At 42.5% G+C, this 15,834-nt stretch carries 13 protein-coding genes; 8 read left to right on the top strand and 5 right to left on the bottom strand.

From position 1 onward, the window contains the following. The first annotated feature begins 15 nt into the window (after positions 1 to 15). Positions 16 to 906, top strand: coding sequence for a TIM barrel protein (locus tag TW85_RS04195; RefSeq protein WP_046015786.1), 891 nt, complete (start codon positions 16 to 18; stop codon positions 904 to 906). 127 nt (positions 907 to 1,033) lie between these two features. Further along, a complete protein-coding gene (locus tag TW85_RS04190) occupies positions 1,034 to 2,047 on the top strand; it encodes a LacI family DNA-binding transcriptional regulator (protein ID WP_046015785.1) in 1,014 nt (337 codons plus the stop codon). A 30-nt stretch (positions 2,048 to 2,077) separates the two neighbouring features. Here the strand turns inward: TW85_RS04190 and TW85_RS04185 are convergent, their stop codons facing one another. Beyond that, positions 2,078 to 3,241, bottom strand: coding sequence for a Gfo/Idh/MocA family oxidoreductase (locus TW85_RS04185; RefSeq protein WP_046015784.1), 1,164 nt, complete (start codon positions 3,239 to 3,241; stop codon positions 2,078 to 2,080). Between the two features lie 84 nt (positions 3,242 to 3,325). Next, positions 3,326 to 4,216 (bottom strand): TIM barrel protein, encoded by an 891-nt coding sequence (locus tag TW85_RS04180; RefSeq protein WP_046015783.1) that lies wholly within the window; start codon positions 4,214 to 4,216, stop codon positions 3,326 to 3,328. Between the two features lie 397 nt (positions 4,217 to 4,613). On the opposite strand from TW85_RS04180, the gene nhaC reads away from it, so the two are divergent. Both nhaC and TW85_RS04170 read left to right on the top strand, forming a co-directional pair. After that, on the top strand, positions 4,614 to 6,095 hold the full coding sequence (gene nhaC, locus TW85_RS04175) for a Na+/H+ antiporter NhaC (protein WP_046015782.1): 1,482 nt from the start codon (positions 4,614 to 4,616) through the stop codon (positions 6,093 to 6,095). Positions 6,096 to 6,284: 189 nt separating this feature from the next. After that, the gene (locus TW85_RS04170; protein WP_052701841.1) at positions 6,285 to 7,262 is read left to right on the top strand and encodes a GlxA family transcriptional regulator; all 978 of its coding nucleotides are present in this window, start codon (positions 6,285 to 6,287) and stop codon (positions 7,260 to 7,262) included. 68 nt (positions 7,263 to 7,330) lie between these two features. On the opposite strand, the gene TW85_RS04165 is transcribed toward TW85_RS04170, so the two are convergent. From TW85_RS04165 to dctP, 3 genes are all read right to left on the bottom strand, one after another. Then, positions 7,331 to 8,611 carry a TRAP transporter large permease gene (locus tag TW85_RS04165; RefSeq protein WP_046015781.1) on the bottom strand — a complete coding sequence of 427 codons (1,281 nt, stop codon included), beginning with the start codon at positions 8,609 to 8,611 and terminating at the stop codon, positions 7,331 to 7,333. Continuing rightward, positions 8,608 to 9,258: a TRAP transporter small permease gene (locus tag TW85_RS04160; protein WP_071210255.1), complete on the bottom strand. Its 651-nt coding sequence runs from the start codon at positions 9,256 to 9,258 to the stop codon at positions 8,608 to 8,610. Before TW85_RS04160 ends, TW85_RS04165 begins: the two co-directional genes overlap by 4 nt. Positions 9,259 to 9,418: 160 nt before the next feature. Further along, positions 9,419 to 10,435, bottom strand: a complete 1,017-nt coding sequence (gene dctP / locus TW85_RS04155) for a TRAP transporter substrate-binding protein DctP (protein ID WP_046015780.1) — start codon at positions 10,433 to 10,435, stop codon at positions 9,419 to 9,421. A 206-nt stretch (positions 10,436 to 10,641) separates the two neighbouring features. Here dctP and TW85_RS04150 point away from each other — a divergent pair, with 206 nt between their 5' ends. The 4 genes from TW85_RS04150 to TW85_RS04135 all read left to right on the top strand — a co-directional run bounded on the left by TW85_RS04150 (position 10,642) and on the right by TW85_RS04135 (position 15,777). Continuing rightward, a complete protein-coding gene (locus tag TW85_RS04150) occupies positions 10,642 to 11,532 on the top strand; it encodes a LysR family transcriptional regulator (RefSeq protein ID WP_231870345.1) in 891 nt (296 codons plus the stop codon). Positions 11,533 to 11,673: 141 nt separating this feature from the next. Then, positions 11,674 to 12,654 (top strand): agmatinase, encoded by a 981-nt coding sequence (speB, locus tag TW85_RS04145; protein WP_046015779.1) that lies wholly within the window; start codon positions 11,674 to 11,676, stop codon positions 12,652 to 12,654. A gap of 730 nt (positions 12,655 to 13,384) precedes the next feature. Then, positions 13,385 to 14,437, top strand: coding sequence for a sn-glycerol-3-phosphate ABC transporter ATP-binding protein UgpC (gene ugpC, locus TW85_RS04140; RefSeq protein ID WP_046015778.1), 1,053 nt, complete (start codon positions 13,385 to 13,387; stop codon positions 14,435 to 14,437). Positions 14,438 to 14,535: 98 nt separating this feature from the next. Continuing rightward, the gene (locus TW85_RS04135) at positions 14,536 to 15,777 is read left to right on the top strand and encodes an extracellular solute-binding protein (RefSeq protein ID WP_046015777.1); all 1,242 of its coding nucleotides are present in this window, start codon (positions 14,536 to 14,538) and stop codon (positions 15,775 to 15,777) included. The last annotated feature ends 57 nt before the right edge of the window (positions 15,778 to 15,834 follow it).

Here is a 15,834-nt window from a genome sequence, read left to right as displayed (position 1 = left end):
ATGGGATGAAAAAGCATGAAGTTAGAAATCGGTAACGCGCCTTGTTCTTGGGGAGTTGAGCAGGCAGACAATCCCGAGAACCCACACTGGCATAAGGTATTGGATGAGAATAAAGCAGCAGGATTTAAAGGCATAGAATTAGGGCCTGTTGGTTTCTTCCCAGAAGACCCAAGCATTTTAGGTGACGCCTTGGCGGCTCGTGAGCTGCAATTAACCGCCGGTGTTGTTTACCGACCTTTTCATGATCCGAACGCATTTGAAGAGGTATTAGATGCCGCCCACCGTACTTTTAAAGCACTGGTTTCCCACGGCGCTAAGACAGGGGTTTTAATCGACTCTATTTCTGCTGAACGGGCTCTCACTTCAGGCAGGCCAGAAGAATCAAGGCGTCTAACCGGTAAAGACTGGTCGTCCATGATGGATAGAATCGATACCATAGCTAAAATTGGCAGCCTAGAATACGGTCTTGATATTTGCCTACATGGCCATGCAGCAGGCTTTATCGAATACCAAGACGAGATAGAAAACACCCTAGAAAGCATTGATGAAAAGCACCTGTCTTTGTGCATAGACACAGGCCATTGCCTATTCGCAGGCTTTGACCCAATTGCCTTTTATCTAAAACACCAAGAACGTACTCACTATCTGCATTTCAAGGATACAGATCCTGATGTTAAAGCCAGAGTAATTCGCGACAGAGTCAATTTTTATCAGGCCATTAAAGAAGGTTTATTCTGTAATTTGGGTAAAGGAGAGTGTGATTTTAAAACCTTATTTGAGGTGATGGATAAAGCCAATTTCTCTGGTTGGGCAACCGTCGAACAAGAATGCGACCCACTTGCTGATGCGAGCCTAAAAGATGCCAAAAATAATTACCGTTTTCTTGAGAGCATAAGAAATAGCTAAATTAGTCGATCATTCTTTAACCACTTAAAATTTGATTTCAATAACACTCATTTTGGAAATGTTGTACAATTGTGGACTTTATACGAGTATTTGCATGGAAATGCGTCTAAATGGGGTGAACTAGCTAATGTCAGAAGATAGATTTAAACATGTAACTCAAAAGGAGGTTGCAGAAAAAGCTGGTGTTTCATTATCCGCTGTATCCCGCGCATTTACCGATGGTGCAAGTGTTTCCGCTAAGACCAAAGAGAAGATAGAAAAAGCAGCCAAAGCATTAGGCTATAAACCAAATATTTTGGCTCAATCTCTCATGACAAATCGCACTAAGCTGATTGGCATAGTGTCGAGTAATTTCGAAAATCCCGCCTTTATTGAAGTTTTTGACCTCATCACCCGTGAATTACAAGCCAAAGGCTATCGCTCCTTGTTAGAGAATCTGACGGAGAAATGTGAACCTGAGGCAGTACTCGATCGTTTATTACAATACCGAGTAGATGGGGTACTCTTTATCTCCTCTGTTTTGCCAACCATTTTTGCAGAAGTTTGCGCCAAGGCGAAATTGCCAGCGGCTATTATGTTTGGTCGCGCGAATACTAATGGCCCTATCAATGTGGTTACCGCAGACAACTCGGGGGGTGGTAAATTAGGCGCTGAATTATTGCTAGAAAAAGGCTACCAAAGAATCGCCTTTTTAGGTGGACCAGAAGATGCCACGACAACCATAGACAGAAAGCAGAGCGTGATAGATACCTTGAAAGCGCAAGGCCATGAACTCGTCGCTATCGAGCACTGTAGCTCATACTCTTATGAAGCAGGTCGTCAAAAATCCCTTGAGCTATTAAGCAAGAATACAGACATAGATGCGATTTTCTGTGGGGATGACATTCTTGCCATTGCCACCTTAGACACGGTTAGAGACTTAGGTAAAAAATGCCCAGAGGAAATTGGTGTTTTAGGCTTTAACGATATTCTGATGGCATCTTGGGGAGCCTACAACCTGAGTACGGTACAACAGCCAATCCAGCAAATGGTCCTTGCCGCAGTGGATATTATTATCTCCCGTATAGAGAACCCTGAGTTAGGTACTGAGACCCGCTTACTCCCTTGTAAACTGGTCGAAAGAGGCACACTCGCTTCCTAGCTCGTATGCCTTTTGCCATTAAATTGAGCCTTAAAGCGCTACCCAATCTCCGTTATTGTCCCGCGATTTAATCGCTGCCTGCACAAATTTTACCCCTTGTGCGCCCTCTTCAATCGTAGGAAACGAATAAGCCAAAGGATGGGCTTCCACCCCAGTTGCTTTCGCAATAACCACCTCAGCCAAGTCCGTATAAAGATTCGCAAAAGCCTCGCGATACCCTTCAGGATGACCAATTGCAATACGGCTAACGCGATTCGCAGCATCCGTCAAACCAACACCACCTTTTTGCAGTATTTTAGTCCCCTGATCTAGGCTTCTTACCATGAGCTGGTTGGGCTGCTCTTGATGCCATTCAATGCCACCTTTGCTGCCAAAGACACGAATATAAAGACCATGATCAGCCCCAGCAGCGGCTTGGGTAATATAAAAACGACCTCTGGCATTATTTGAATAGCGGGTCAGAATACCGGCATAATCATCAGCTTCTCGCCCGGGTACTAGGTTTGTGACATCGGCACTTAATTCACTCGGTTCCATACCAGTAACAAATGAGGCGAGGTGATAACAGTGAGTGGCAATGTCTCCCAATATCAAAGACGGTCCCGCTATCTCTGGGTCCATATGCCAGTTGGTATTGTCTAATTCAGAAGGTGTCAGCTCAGCCAAATGACCTTGCACATAATCGCATTGCACCATGCGAATTTCGCCCAGTTCGCCAGACTCAATCAAGGCTTTTGCCTCACGTACCATGGGATAACCTGAATAGCCGTAAGCGACACAGCAAGCAAGTTTGCTTTGTTGCACTCGCTCCACCAGATCCATAGCCTGATCAAGTTCATTGGTTAACGGCTTTTCACACATGATATGAAAGCCATGCTCTATGGCTAAGCAGGCAATTTCATAATGACTATTGTTGGGTGTCATGATAGCAATCACATCAACCTTATCTTCCCTTTCGGCCTCTGCTCGTATCATTTGTTCTGGGTTTGCATAACCACGTGCTATACCTAGCTCTTTGGCACTCGCCATGGATTTATCTGGGTTAGATGAGAAGACACCGGCCACCACGTCGTAATACTCTTCTAGCGTGGCAGCACCGCGATGCACTATGCCGATAAAAGAGCCTGGGCCACCACCAATAACACCTAATCTTAATTTACGTCCTAACGCATTAATCACAGGATTTACAGCCATAAAACAACCTCAATACTTCATCATTAATAAGCAATAGACACAGCTAAAAGAGCCACTTTTCAATGGCTCTTTTGCATCAAGACCTTACGCCATCACGTTTGCGTTAATAAAGTCTAAACTCTGCTTAGCATTTTCAAGTGAGCTATTATCCTTGTTTGGATCAACATCTTGCTCGACGGTAATCCAACCTTGGTAATCTATCTTTTCTAGGGTGCTTTTCACTTGAGAGAAGTCCACACAACCTTGGCCTAGTGGGCAAAATACTCCATCACCAATGGCTGTATAGAAGTCGATATTATTGGCAGTGACGACCTCAAGAACAGACTTATTAATGTCCTTAAAGTGCAAGTATTCAACTCTGTCTTGATAGGTTTCAATCAGTTCAGACGGATTAATACCCGCATAAACACAATGACCTGTATCCACACATAAACCCACTAGATCTTTATCCAGCTCTTCCATGGCTCTATCTACTTCGTCACGGTATTCAATAAAAGTACCCGCATGTGGATGCAAAACAGGAATGATATTGTATTCACGACAAACAAGGGCCAGCTCACGAATGGTTGTCATCATCTCATTCCAAGCATCATCAGGCAGACGATAAGCCGTTTCAATCTGACCGGCTTGATCGGTACGTGGGGAAGAAACATGGTCAATCACTACCACATATTTAGCATCTTGGGCCTGTAGCAACTTACAAGTAGCGTGAGTGTATTCAAGGATTTCAGCGCGTTTGGCTGGGTCATGCAGGTGCTTAAAGATGGTTCCTGCAATAAGTTCAAGGCCATTATCCTGCAAGCTAGTTGCCAGCTCAGCTTTATCCGTTGGTAAATAGCCTAAAGGGCCAAGTTCTGTGGCTTTATAACCCGCCTGAGAGATTTCAGATAACACGGTTTGCCAAGAAGGGTTGCTTGGGTTGTCAGCAAATTCGATACCCCAAGAACAAGGTGCATTGGATAATTGAAGTTTCATTATTTTTATACTTCCTACACATAGGTTGATTGAAAGACTAGAAACACATTAATGCAAGCGCTTGCAATAATCAATATACAGGACCTAAATTAGTGCTCATAAAAGCAACAAAACGACAAATATCAAGCTTAGGCCCTATTGCTCTTTTAGCGTCAAATCCCCCTCTCAAGAAAACCCTTAGCGACTAAAACCTATCTAAATCCACTGAGTTACTGGATGAATTTTCACCAAAATTGTCGCAAATAGTTTGAAGCTTGTCGTGATAACGAAAGATTTTGGCGGCATGGCCCCTTGTCCAAATATCTAAGTGGGTAAGATAAAAACACTCACGCATTATTCGAACAGGCTGAGAATAGTGACTTGAAGTATTCTAAAAATAATAAATAGGAAGCTACCTATGAAACAAAAGACTACCACCCCAGTCACAATCCCCAGTTTAGGCGTTGCCCTAATTCCTATTGTGCTCACAATAGGTTTACTCGGCATTCAACTCTTCTACTATGATGACTTCACTCCTCATATTGCCCTTGCTATTGGTTTTGCCATTACCGCCATTGTTGGCTGGTCGCAGGGTTCCCGTTGGAAAGACATAGAGTCAGGCGCTTTTCATGTATTACACGTTGCCATGCCTTCAATCGCGACCTTAATCGTCGTGGGTATGTTAGTCAGTACTTGGATCGCCAGTGGTACAGTTCCTACCCTGATCTACTATGGTCTTGAGTTAATTGACCCGCAATGGTTCTTAGCGGCTAGCATGCTCTTATGTGCCGTGGTTTCTGTGTCTATCGGGACAAGTTGGACCACTGTCGGTACCGTCGGTTTGGCACTTATCGGTATAGGTTCCGCCTTTGAAATTCCGGTTTACTGGACAGCCGGTGCGGTTGTCTCTGGTGCATTTTTTGGCGATAAGATCTCTCCACTTTCAGATACCACTAACTTGGCTGCTGCGGTGACTGAAACGAATGTGTTCAACCACATTAAAAACATGATGCCGACCACCATTCCTTCCATGATTATCGCCTTTGTGATCTATCTTTTTGTGGGTGGCTCAAGTGTGTCTGATCTATCTCAACTAGAGCAGATCAACAGCTTCAAACAAGGTTTGGCAGATAATTTTGATATTGGCTTCTTACCACTCTTACCTTTGGTTGTTGTAATGACTTTGGCCTTCTTTAAAGTCTCGCCAATTCCAGCGCTTTTTGCGGGTTTTATTCTAGGTGGCGTTATCGCGGCGGCGAATTATGGTTACAACTTCAATGAAATTCTGACCTATGCTCATAGCGGCTTTAAGATAGATACAGGCACAGATTCATTAAATAGCCTATTGAACCGTGGCGGTGTGACCTCCATGACTTGGGTAATCACCTTGATGATGTTTGCCCTCGCCTTTGGTGGTGCACTCGAACGTACTGGCTGTCTTGAGTCTGTTGTTGGTGCCATTATGCGTACGACTAAGAGTTTCAAAGGTCTGCAAACTAATGCGATTTTGACCTCGGTTGCGACTAACGCGGTATCAGGTGATGTTTACCTTTCTATCGCATTGCCGGGCCGTATGTATGGACCAGAATACAACAAGCTAGGTTACAGCCGTCTTAACTTATCTCGCGCCATTGAAGAAGGTGGCACCTTGGTTTCACCTTTGATCCCTTGGAACGCTGGCGGTGCTTTTGTAATGGGAGCGCTAGGTTTGAGTGTGGCAGGAGGCGATTATTCTGCCCTGCTCTATATTCCTTTAGCTTTTGCCTGCTGGTTATCACCTGCCATTGGCATTCTCTATGCGCAAACGGGCTGGTTCTGTAAAACAGCAGAAGCCGAAGAGAGTGAAACGAATAGCCAAGCACAACAAAGCACTAGTAATAAAATAGAAAACCCAGCTTAATTAGCGTTTTCTTATACAAACAAAAACCAGCCCCTATCTTTTTTAGGGTGGTAGGGGCTGATCTTGTACCTCGTTTCGATACCTTTGAGTATTGAACCGGGGTTTTATACCTTTATTGATCCAGCAATATTGCGCCATTGAATATTGGATCACCTTGCCTAATACTTATTTGCTAAGGAGAAATTAACGATGCAAATGCAATCACAAACGCCGCCAAAGACCTTTACCTATGGCTTTGTATTAGTCGAAGACTTCTCCCTATTGCCTATGACTTCGGCCATAGAAGCCATGCGTATGGCGAATCAAATATTAGGCTTTAAAGCCTATTCTTGGTACACAATCACCCATAATGGCGCACCGGTAAAAGCTAGCGACAGTATTAGTATTTCTGCCGATTTTGACTTCAGTTCCAGCTTCAATCAGTTTGATACCATCTTTGTGTGTGCAGGCATAAATGTCGTCAAACAGGCTAACCCTAAACTGGTTCAATTTCTCACTCGTATTGAGCAAAAACACCAAAAACTTACCCTAGGCTCCCTTTGCACTGGCACTTATTTATTGGCTCATGCAGACCTGATTAAACAGTCTCGCTGCACCATACAATGGGACCATATGGAAATGTTCTGTGAAGCTTACCCCTCACTGAATATCGAAAGCTCTTTGTTTGTGATTGATGACAAGCGTATCACTTGTGCTGGCGGTACTGCCGCGCTGGATATGATGCTCAATATTATTCGTAATGACTTTGGGCGAGACGTGAGTACTCAGATAGGTGAGGTCTTTCTTGCGGACCGTATTCGTAGTGAAAATGAACGCCAAAAAATCCCGCTACAGGCGTCGCTTGGTAGTAGCCATGAATCTCTAATTAACGCCGTGAGCTTGATGGAAGCCAATACCGAAGAAGTGATAGATTTGGATTCAATCTCAGACTATATCAATGTCTCTCGTCGTCAATTAGAACGCCTTTTTAACAAGCATTTGAAAGACACTCCGTCTCGCTATTATTTAAAAATTCGACTCAATAAAGCCCATAGATTACTGACTCAAACCAGTATGTCGATTACCGATGTGGGCATTTCCTGCGGTTTCTCTACCACACCTCATTTTAGTAAGAGTTATCGTGACTTTTTTGGCATCTCACCCAGTAACGAGCGAATTCAGCAATAGCTTGATTCAAAGTATAAGGGCGCGAAAAGCGCCCTTTTTTGTGAGTACTCTTAGCACTCTATGATTAGTTAACGAAAGGCGAGATCCCTTGGCCAAAGGGCGATTTCTGGGAAATTCATTAACAGTACAGTCACAGCAAATAAGATGAATAAGAATGGGTGAATCCCTCTTATCACATCCATAAAAGGCCGCCTAAACACAGCCACTGCGGTGAATATGTTGCAGCCAAAAGGCGGTGTTGCTGCCCCTATGGCAACCTGCAAGGTAATCATGACACCAATTAAAACCGGATCTAGGCCAGTGGCTTTTACTAAAGGAGCAAAGATAGGTACTAGAATCAGGATAACCACGATGGAATCCACAAACATGCAGCCAATAAAAAAGGCCAAGTTAATGGCAATTAAAGTAGCGACGACACCCGCTCCTTCTAAACCCAAAGAGGCAATAACCTGTTGCGGAATTTGGGCATAAGAAAGCACCCAAGAGAAGGCAGCACCTGCGGCAATCAGGATAAAGACAACAGAGGTCACGGCACTGGTCGAAAGCGCAATGTCTCTTGCATCTTTCACATTAATCGAGCGGAATACACATAACTCTAGAATCAAGGCATAAAGCACGCACACAGAAGCGGCTTCAGTTGGACTGAAAATACCACCGTAAATACCACCTACTACTATCACAGGGAAGCCCGCCGGCCAGATAGCACGACGTAATGAGAAAAGACGCTCTGACCAAGTCGCTTTGGCTTCTACCGGAATATTGTGTCGCTTGGCGTACCAAATGCAATAAATGGAGAAGAGGACAATTATGAGTAACCCAGGCCCAAGACCAGCGATAAATAATTCGGAGATGGATGTCCCTGAAATTACTCCATAAATTATCATGCCGATCGAAGGGGGAATTAGGTAAGCCAAATCCGCCGCATTGATAATCAAACCAATGGAAAAAGAATCGTTATAGCCCGCTTTCAACATTCTTGGACGCATGGCACCACCCACAGCAACCACGGTTGCTTGCGTCGAACCACATACCGCACCAAACATGGCGCAGGCGGCGGTAACAGAGACAGCAAGACCACCACGAAAGTGCCCCATAAAGCGCATAACCACATCGATCAAACGATCAGCCGAATGGCCTCGGGTAATGATTTCTGCGGCAAGAATAAACATGGGCACAGCAATCAAAGAAGAAGGTTTCACACCACCTATCATCTGCTGAATCAGTAGCTGTAAACTCAGGTCTGGATAATAGATAAAGAAAGCGATAATAGCCGCACAAAGCAGTGGCATCATCATAGGAAAGCCGGCAAGTAATAACACCAGCATGACACTTAACATTACTAAAGTCATAGTCTTGGCTCCTGAGGTGATGCCTGATTAAGGTTAATATTTTCGGCGGTTTCTGCAGGTGCTAATTGCGCATTCTCTATCATGTCCTTGATATCTGCATCCTCATATTCATCCACCACACTAAATGAAATAAATACCTTAGGATCCTTATGATCTAGGTTTTTAATCGCCGTTAAAAAGTATTGGATTGAGGCTAATAACAAACCAAGCGCAACCCACATATAGGTAAGATAAAGAGGAACTTGCAGGGCAGGAGTAACCCAACCTCGTTGTGCAATTTTAAGAACATATTCAAGAGCAGACCAAGCCAGAAGTAACATAACAATGGCTGTCACTAAAGCGATTAAAACCATTAAGAGCTTACGTTTGGCCGCTGGCAAAATATCGTAAAAGGCGGACATACGAATATGTTTACCTTGTCGTGTGATATAGCCAAGCCCCATAAAAGTGATGATAACGATGAGGAACTGATTCAGTTCGTCGGAGAAATATAAGCTCTGGTTAAAGAGATAACGTCCAAAGACATTGGCGATTGAATTAGTGGCCATGGCAACGATGGAAACAGTCAAAATCAAGCTTTCAACCTTACCTATGATGTTGTCTAAACCCGTTAATACTCGCCCAAAAAAGGAATTTGCTTGAGGCATAATGCACCTCCTTAAATCAACAGACTCTTGATCCCCAAATAGCACCTTGAGGAAAAGAGAAAAGACCTGACTTTGTTAAAGCACTAACAAGTGACAATTTACAAAAAGCAGGGAAATGAAAACAGGCACCCGGTTTGACCCTAGATGCCTGATAATTTAGTTAAAGGTTTTTGCTTTCGTTCAATAGGTTAGTCAGTAGCTCTTGGCCACGGGCACCCACTATGTCACTAAAGGCGGAGTGAGTAGCACTACTTCTTTGACGAAATACCGCTTGCTCTTCTGGGGTTAACTTAACGAACTCAATTTCAGGTTTAGCCGCTTTGATTTTGGCCAGTTTTTCCTGATTGAAGCGCAATACCACATCATCAATAAAGCCACGCATTTCAGCCATGGTTTCACTAATTAAGGTTTTCTTTGCAGGAGAAAGCGTGTCGTACCAATCACTACCAGAAATAATGCTGGTCACCAGCTCTTGCTCGCCAGCCCAAATCATATAATCCGTTACTTCATAGAACTTCATTTCTTCGATTGTCGGTACTGGGTTGATCTGACCATCAACAATTTTCAACTGCAGCGCGCCATAAACTTCACCAAATGGCAGCGGTGTCGGGCTAGCACCTAGATCTTCATAGGCTTTTAACAAGATAGGCGACACCATAACTCGCATCTTGAAATTATCCAGATCATCCGGTTTGCGTACTTCTTTATTGGTTGTCCACACCTGCGGCCCCTCTGAATACATGGTGTGTAACTTAAGGCCTCTATTGTTAAAATCGTTACCTAGCTCGTCATAAATAACCTTGCTTGAGCTCAACATGGATGAGATAGCACTGGAATCAGAAGGCAGTGCGTAAGGTAATAAGAAAAGTTGAGACTCAGGTACGATAGTGCCTAGGTTACCCACTGAGACATTGGAGAAGTGCACCACGCCATAAGAGGTTTGCTCAATCAGCTGAGTTGGTGTGCCTAAAGAGCCTAGCGGAAAGACATTAACCGTGATTTCCCCATCGGTTTTTAATTCAATTTTACGTTTAAATTCTTGCGCATAAGCATCCATGATTGAGCCTGGAATTTCCTCAATCGCAAACTTCCATTCTTCTGCCTGCAGCAAACTAGTCATACTCATGACACTTGCCGCCAATACTAACTTTTTCAAAGTTTTGTTTAATTTAAGCATTTTATAAAACCTCGTTATTCGCACTTATTATTGTTTTGAAAAACCACACCCATAAAAGGTGTTGGAAAAGGTTACAAATCATTCGATTCCAAATTAGTATTGCAAAGGAAGTTATATTAAAAAATATAAAAGATATTATGTTTACATCACAAAAACTAAAGTATCTTAAAGTCAGTTTCCCGCTTCAATAAACTTGGAGAAAGCAGATGACACAGTATTCAATGAAACATATGCACACCTTCTGTACCGTCGTAGAATGTGGTGGCTTTGTTAGCGCCCAAGCCGCACTAGGTATGAGTCAACCAGCAATAAGCACCCATATTCGAGACTTTGAAATACGCCTAGGGTTTCAGCTTTGTTTGAGAGGAAGAAGCGGCTTTAATCTCACGGAAAAAGGCGAACTGGTTTACGCCAGATGTCGCACCATGCTCAATAACGTCTCTGACTTTGAAGCAGACCTTGGCGAGTTAAGAAACAAACTAACAGGCACATTACGCCTTGGTTTGATAGATAGCACTATCAGTAATCCAAGCTTTCCTATCAATAAAGCCATTCAACGTTTTTTCGAACGGGATAATGATGTGTCTATCAAGCTTGAAATACTCACACCAGAAGACTTAGAAAGAGATTTATTAAATGGTCATATCCATGTGGGTATTGGCCCTTTTCAGCGCCGAGACAACACCTTAAGTTATCAATTATTAGATAAAGAAGAGCATGGTTTTTATTGTGGTAAGAACCACCCTTTATTTGCTTTACCCAGTGAAGAGATGAGTTGGGAGACATTACAAGCTTACCCAGTCTCAACCAGAGCCTACTTGCAGCAAACTGATTTACCCGGCATTCAAAACAAAGCCTATGTCTCAAACATGGAAGCCCAAGCCATCTTAATTACCAGTGGCCAGTTTATGGGCTACCTACCGGATCACTATGCTAAAACCTGGGTCGAAAAAGGCGAGATGCGTGCCATTGATCATCTTAATCTAGAGCATGAGTCACCCTTTTATCTAGCAATGAGAGCCTCTTCTTCGGTACAGAATATTGTCAAAGTCTTAGTACAAGATATTCAAGACGTACTACAAGAAGGTAAAAATTAAACATAAATTTTTATGATATAAGCATAATAACTTTCGTATTTTTTAATGAAAACTTCTTTGCAATACTGATTTCGACAACCTCACACAGACAATAAATAACGAGGTTCGAGTGACAGCATTTGCTGAATAGGAGTTTATAAAATGAGTAATAACACATACGAAAGTGGCCGCTTAAATCTACCTTTTGTTGGCTTTTGTACTTTTGCTAAAAGCCCGACCTGTGAAGACTGGGACAAGATACAGGCCGATGTTGCCTTTATGGGCGCGCCTTTTGACTGCGGAACCCAATGGCGCTCTGGCGCGAGAATGGGGCCAAGATCTGTTCGTGAAGCATCAACCCTCTTCTCTTTTGGTCATGGTGGTGCTTATTCTTATGAAGAAGACATCATGTACTTAGAAGGCGTCAAAATTGTTGATATTGGCGATGCTGACATGGTGCATACCGACACAGTAAAGAGTCATGCCAATATCGAATACGGTGTCAAAAAGATGCTTGAAGCAGGTGTATTACCTGTCACAGTCGGCGGTGACCATTCGGTCAATGCCCCTTGTATCAAGGCCTTCGAGAAATTTGCCGATAAAGGGCCTATCCATATTATCCAGATAGATGCTCACTTGGATTTTGTCGATGAACGCCACGGCGTAAGATACGGCCATGGTAACCCTATGCGTCGTGCCTCAGAGCAAAGCTACATTAGCGGTATGACTCAACTAGGCATACGTAATGTGTCTTCTTCGAATAAAAAAGACCACAAACTCGCTGAAGAAGCCGGCTCTACTATCCTATCGGTAAGAGATGTTCGTCGCCTTGGTTTAGAAGGTGTGATGAAGCTTATCCCCAAAGATGTAAGCTACTATATCACCATTGATATTGATGGTTTTGACCCGTCTATTGCTCCAGGCACAGGTACACCAAGCCATGGTGGTTTCCAATATTATGAAGTAATGGAAGTACTGCAACAGGTTGCTATGCAAGGTGATGTTGTGGGTATCGACCTATGTGAAGTGGCACCAGATTATGACCAGACTGGCACCACCAGCATTTTAGCGGCACAAGTTCTTTTGAACCTACTAGGCTATATCTTCCATGCTCGTAGTTTGAAAGAAACAAACAATAGCTAGTATCACCCCTCCAGATGATGTTTTTGCGTATGCCAAAGGTAACCCAGTCCTTGGCATACGTATTTTTAACAACAGATATCACAGTACTCCCCTAACTCCTCACACAAATATGATCATTTGTTAATTGAGTTATTGCTGCTCAGAAAAGTAAGTAAACGATGTGTGAAAATTAAATGTTATTTCGCCAAAGTGAATACTCCCATAATAAATATTAAAACGCTTTGACCAACAAAAGATGCCATTTTATAAATTTTCTTTTTACGCCTATAAAAACAAACTTAAAAAATTTTAAATGGTCAAAATTACAATGACTTATTACCAAATTAGCAAAATAATAAGTTCACCTTTTATCATCAAGCTTTTTAACCTAATAAAACCATTAAAAACTTATCTTTCCACTGTTTAAAAAGCATTCAAATAAACAGTTCATTCAAATATTAAAATTTATTTAACTTATTGAAAAATATACTTTAAATAAGAAACTTAACATTATAAAAAACACTAAAAAGCATTCAATAGAAATCTTAATTACTCAATACTAAAACCCATAATAATTGAGTGTTAAAACCTGTCCAATTGTACAAAAAACAATCTAAAAAAAGATTTTGCAAACGTATTCAATTGCTGATAAATGTAATTTGCATTCGTATTCAAAGGGGTTGTAAAACGTTATCTTGCAAGCGTATGCAACAGCAAATAAATCGATCAACAGACAACTAGAGTTCTATCAATGGCAGAAATCAAATTGGTTAATCTCACCAAAAAATGGGGAGATTTTAACGGTGTTGACAACTTCAATTTAACGATTAAAGACCAAGAGTTTTTAGTATTACTAGGGCCTTCTGGCTGCGGTAAAACAACAACAATGCGCATGATTGCAGGCTTAGAAGAGTCCACATCTGGCGATATATTGATTAACGATAAACGAGTTAATGATCTGGAGCCCAAAGACCGTGATGTTGCCATGGTTTTCCAATCATATGCTCTGTACCCGAATATGACAGTGTATGACAACATTCGTTTTCCATTAAAGGTTCGTAATGTGCCGAAGGAAGAACAACACGAAAAAGTCATGAAAGCAGCTGACATGGTTGAGCTAAATAGTTTTCTAGAACGTAAACCTGCCGCCCTATCTGGTGGCCAGCGTCAACGTGTTGCTTTGGCCCGCGCCGTTGTTAGACATCCTCAGGTCTTCTTAATGGATGAGCCTCTCTCAAATCTAGACGCCAAATTAAGAGTCTCTACTCGGGCTCAGATTAAAAATCTTTCTCATGAATTAAAAGTAACCACCATTTATGTCACCCACGACCAAATAGAAGCCATGACCTTGGCAGATCGTGTTGTGGTCATGAATGGCGGCGTCGTGCAGCAAGTTGGTACACCAACAGAGATTTATGACAACCCTGTTAATACATTTGTAGCAAGTTTTATTGGCTCACCTGCGATGAACTTGATTGATGGCAACCTAAAAGCAGGGGAGTTTAGTCAAGAAAAAGTCAATTTCAAAGGGTTCAACTTACCTGATGGCAAATACACTTTAGGCTTTCGTGCTGAGGATGGCGAGCTATGTGAACAAGGGGAAGGGCAAATTAATGCACCACTTTATACCTTGGAGCTATTGGGCGACGCCAACATGGTCACGGTATTAATTAATAACACCTTAGTGAGTGTTCGTACGGACAAATATTTCCATGCTGAAATTGGTGACCTAGTTTCAATCAAAATTCCGACAGAAAACTGCCACCTTTTCGATGGCAATACTGGACAAAGAATAAACGACTAAAACAAATCATTAAAAGCACAACGACTAGCCTCAGTAGGCTTAATGACTTGTAGATAGATTGCTGAAAATAAAAATAACAGGAGCTATAGGAGTTCGATATGATTTCTAAAAAAGTAGTTTTAACCAGTGCCGTTGCCACATTAATGAGCAGCTCAGTTTTAGCCAATAACTGCGGTCCAACTGATGCTTCAATCAGCATTTTAGCAAATGACTTCCCGGCTATACATGCCTTAGTAAGTACGGCAAAGAATAATTGCAAAAATTACGCAACTAAATTCACTATCAACCATACCGCTGAAGCTCGTCAGATTATGAACGCAGCGTTGACACCAACACCTGCGGAATATACCTCAGTTATTGTAGCTAACGCGACCTTAGTACAATTGATGAACGATGGTTTAGTTAGGCCTCTCGATGAATATGTTGAAAAATATGGTCAAAACCTGAAGAAGCACCAATTAATCACTATTAATGGCAAAGTCATGGCCATTGCTTTTATGGCCAACTCCCAACACTTATTCTCCCGCTCAGATATTTTAAAACAAGCAGGTATCAAGTCGATCCCATCAACTTATGAAGAAGTTTTAGACGCCGCTGAAGCAATCCGTTCGGCAGGTATCATGGAACACCCTCTTGTGATGAACCTTAAAAAAGGTTGGAACCAAGGTGAAGTGTTCAATACTTTGTATTTAGCTCATGGCGGTCAGTTCTTTAAGTCAGGAACAGCTGAAGTCAGCATTAATAATGAGCAAGGCATTGCTGCATTAAAATTAATGAAGGCATTAACTCAATATGCAAATCCAGATTTTCTTACTCAAGCATCTAATGAAACACAAGGTTTATGGGAAGCGGGCAAAGCTGCTCTAGGAATCATGTGGGGCTCTCGAGGTGAGCCCATCTTAGATGATCAGGGCTCGACGATAGAAGTCACATCAAACACTGTTTTATCAGGTGCACCAACTGTCGCTGGTGGCTCAACTCCAGCTGCGACCTTATGGTGGGATGGCGTCACTATTGCAAAAAACATCCCTGACGCTGATGCCGAAGCAACTTTCGCCGCCTTAGCTTCTGCTATGACTCCTAACATGGTAGCTGCGCATAACGATGATGCTGTATGGCTCATTGATGGTTTTAAACCAGGACCAAATGCTACAGGCATATCTGCAACTGTGAGAGGCGGCGCTAAATCTTATCCTATGTTTCCTCAAATGGGCATTTTACATAGTGCTGTCGGTAATGAGCTTTCTGACTTCTTAAAGGGTGATGAAAGTGCTGAACAAGCACTGGCAGATGTAGAAGCGGCTTACAACATAGCGGCAAAAGAGAAAGGCTTTTTGTAAAAAAGCTAAATCAGGGCCCTCTTTATGAGGGCACACCAAATCAAACTAAAACCTTAT

Source organism: Marinomonas sp. S3726 (genome assembly GCF_000967665.1).
Lineage (GTDB): Bacteria > Pseudomonadota > Gammaproteobacteria > Pseudomonadales > Marinomonadaceae > Marinomonas.
Note: the sequence above shows the minus strand (reverse complement) of the source record. Positions and strands in the feature narration are given on the sequence as shown.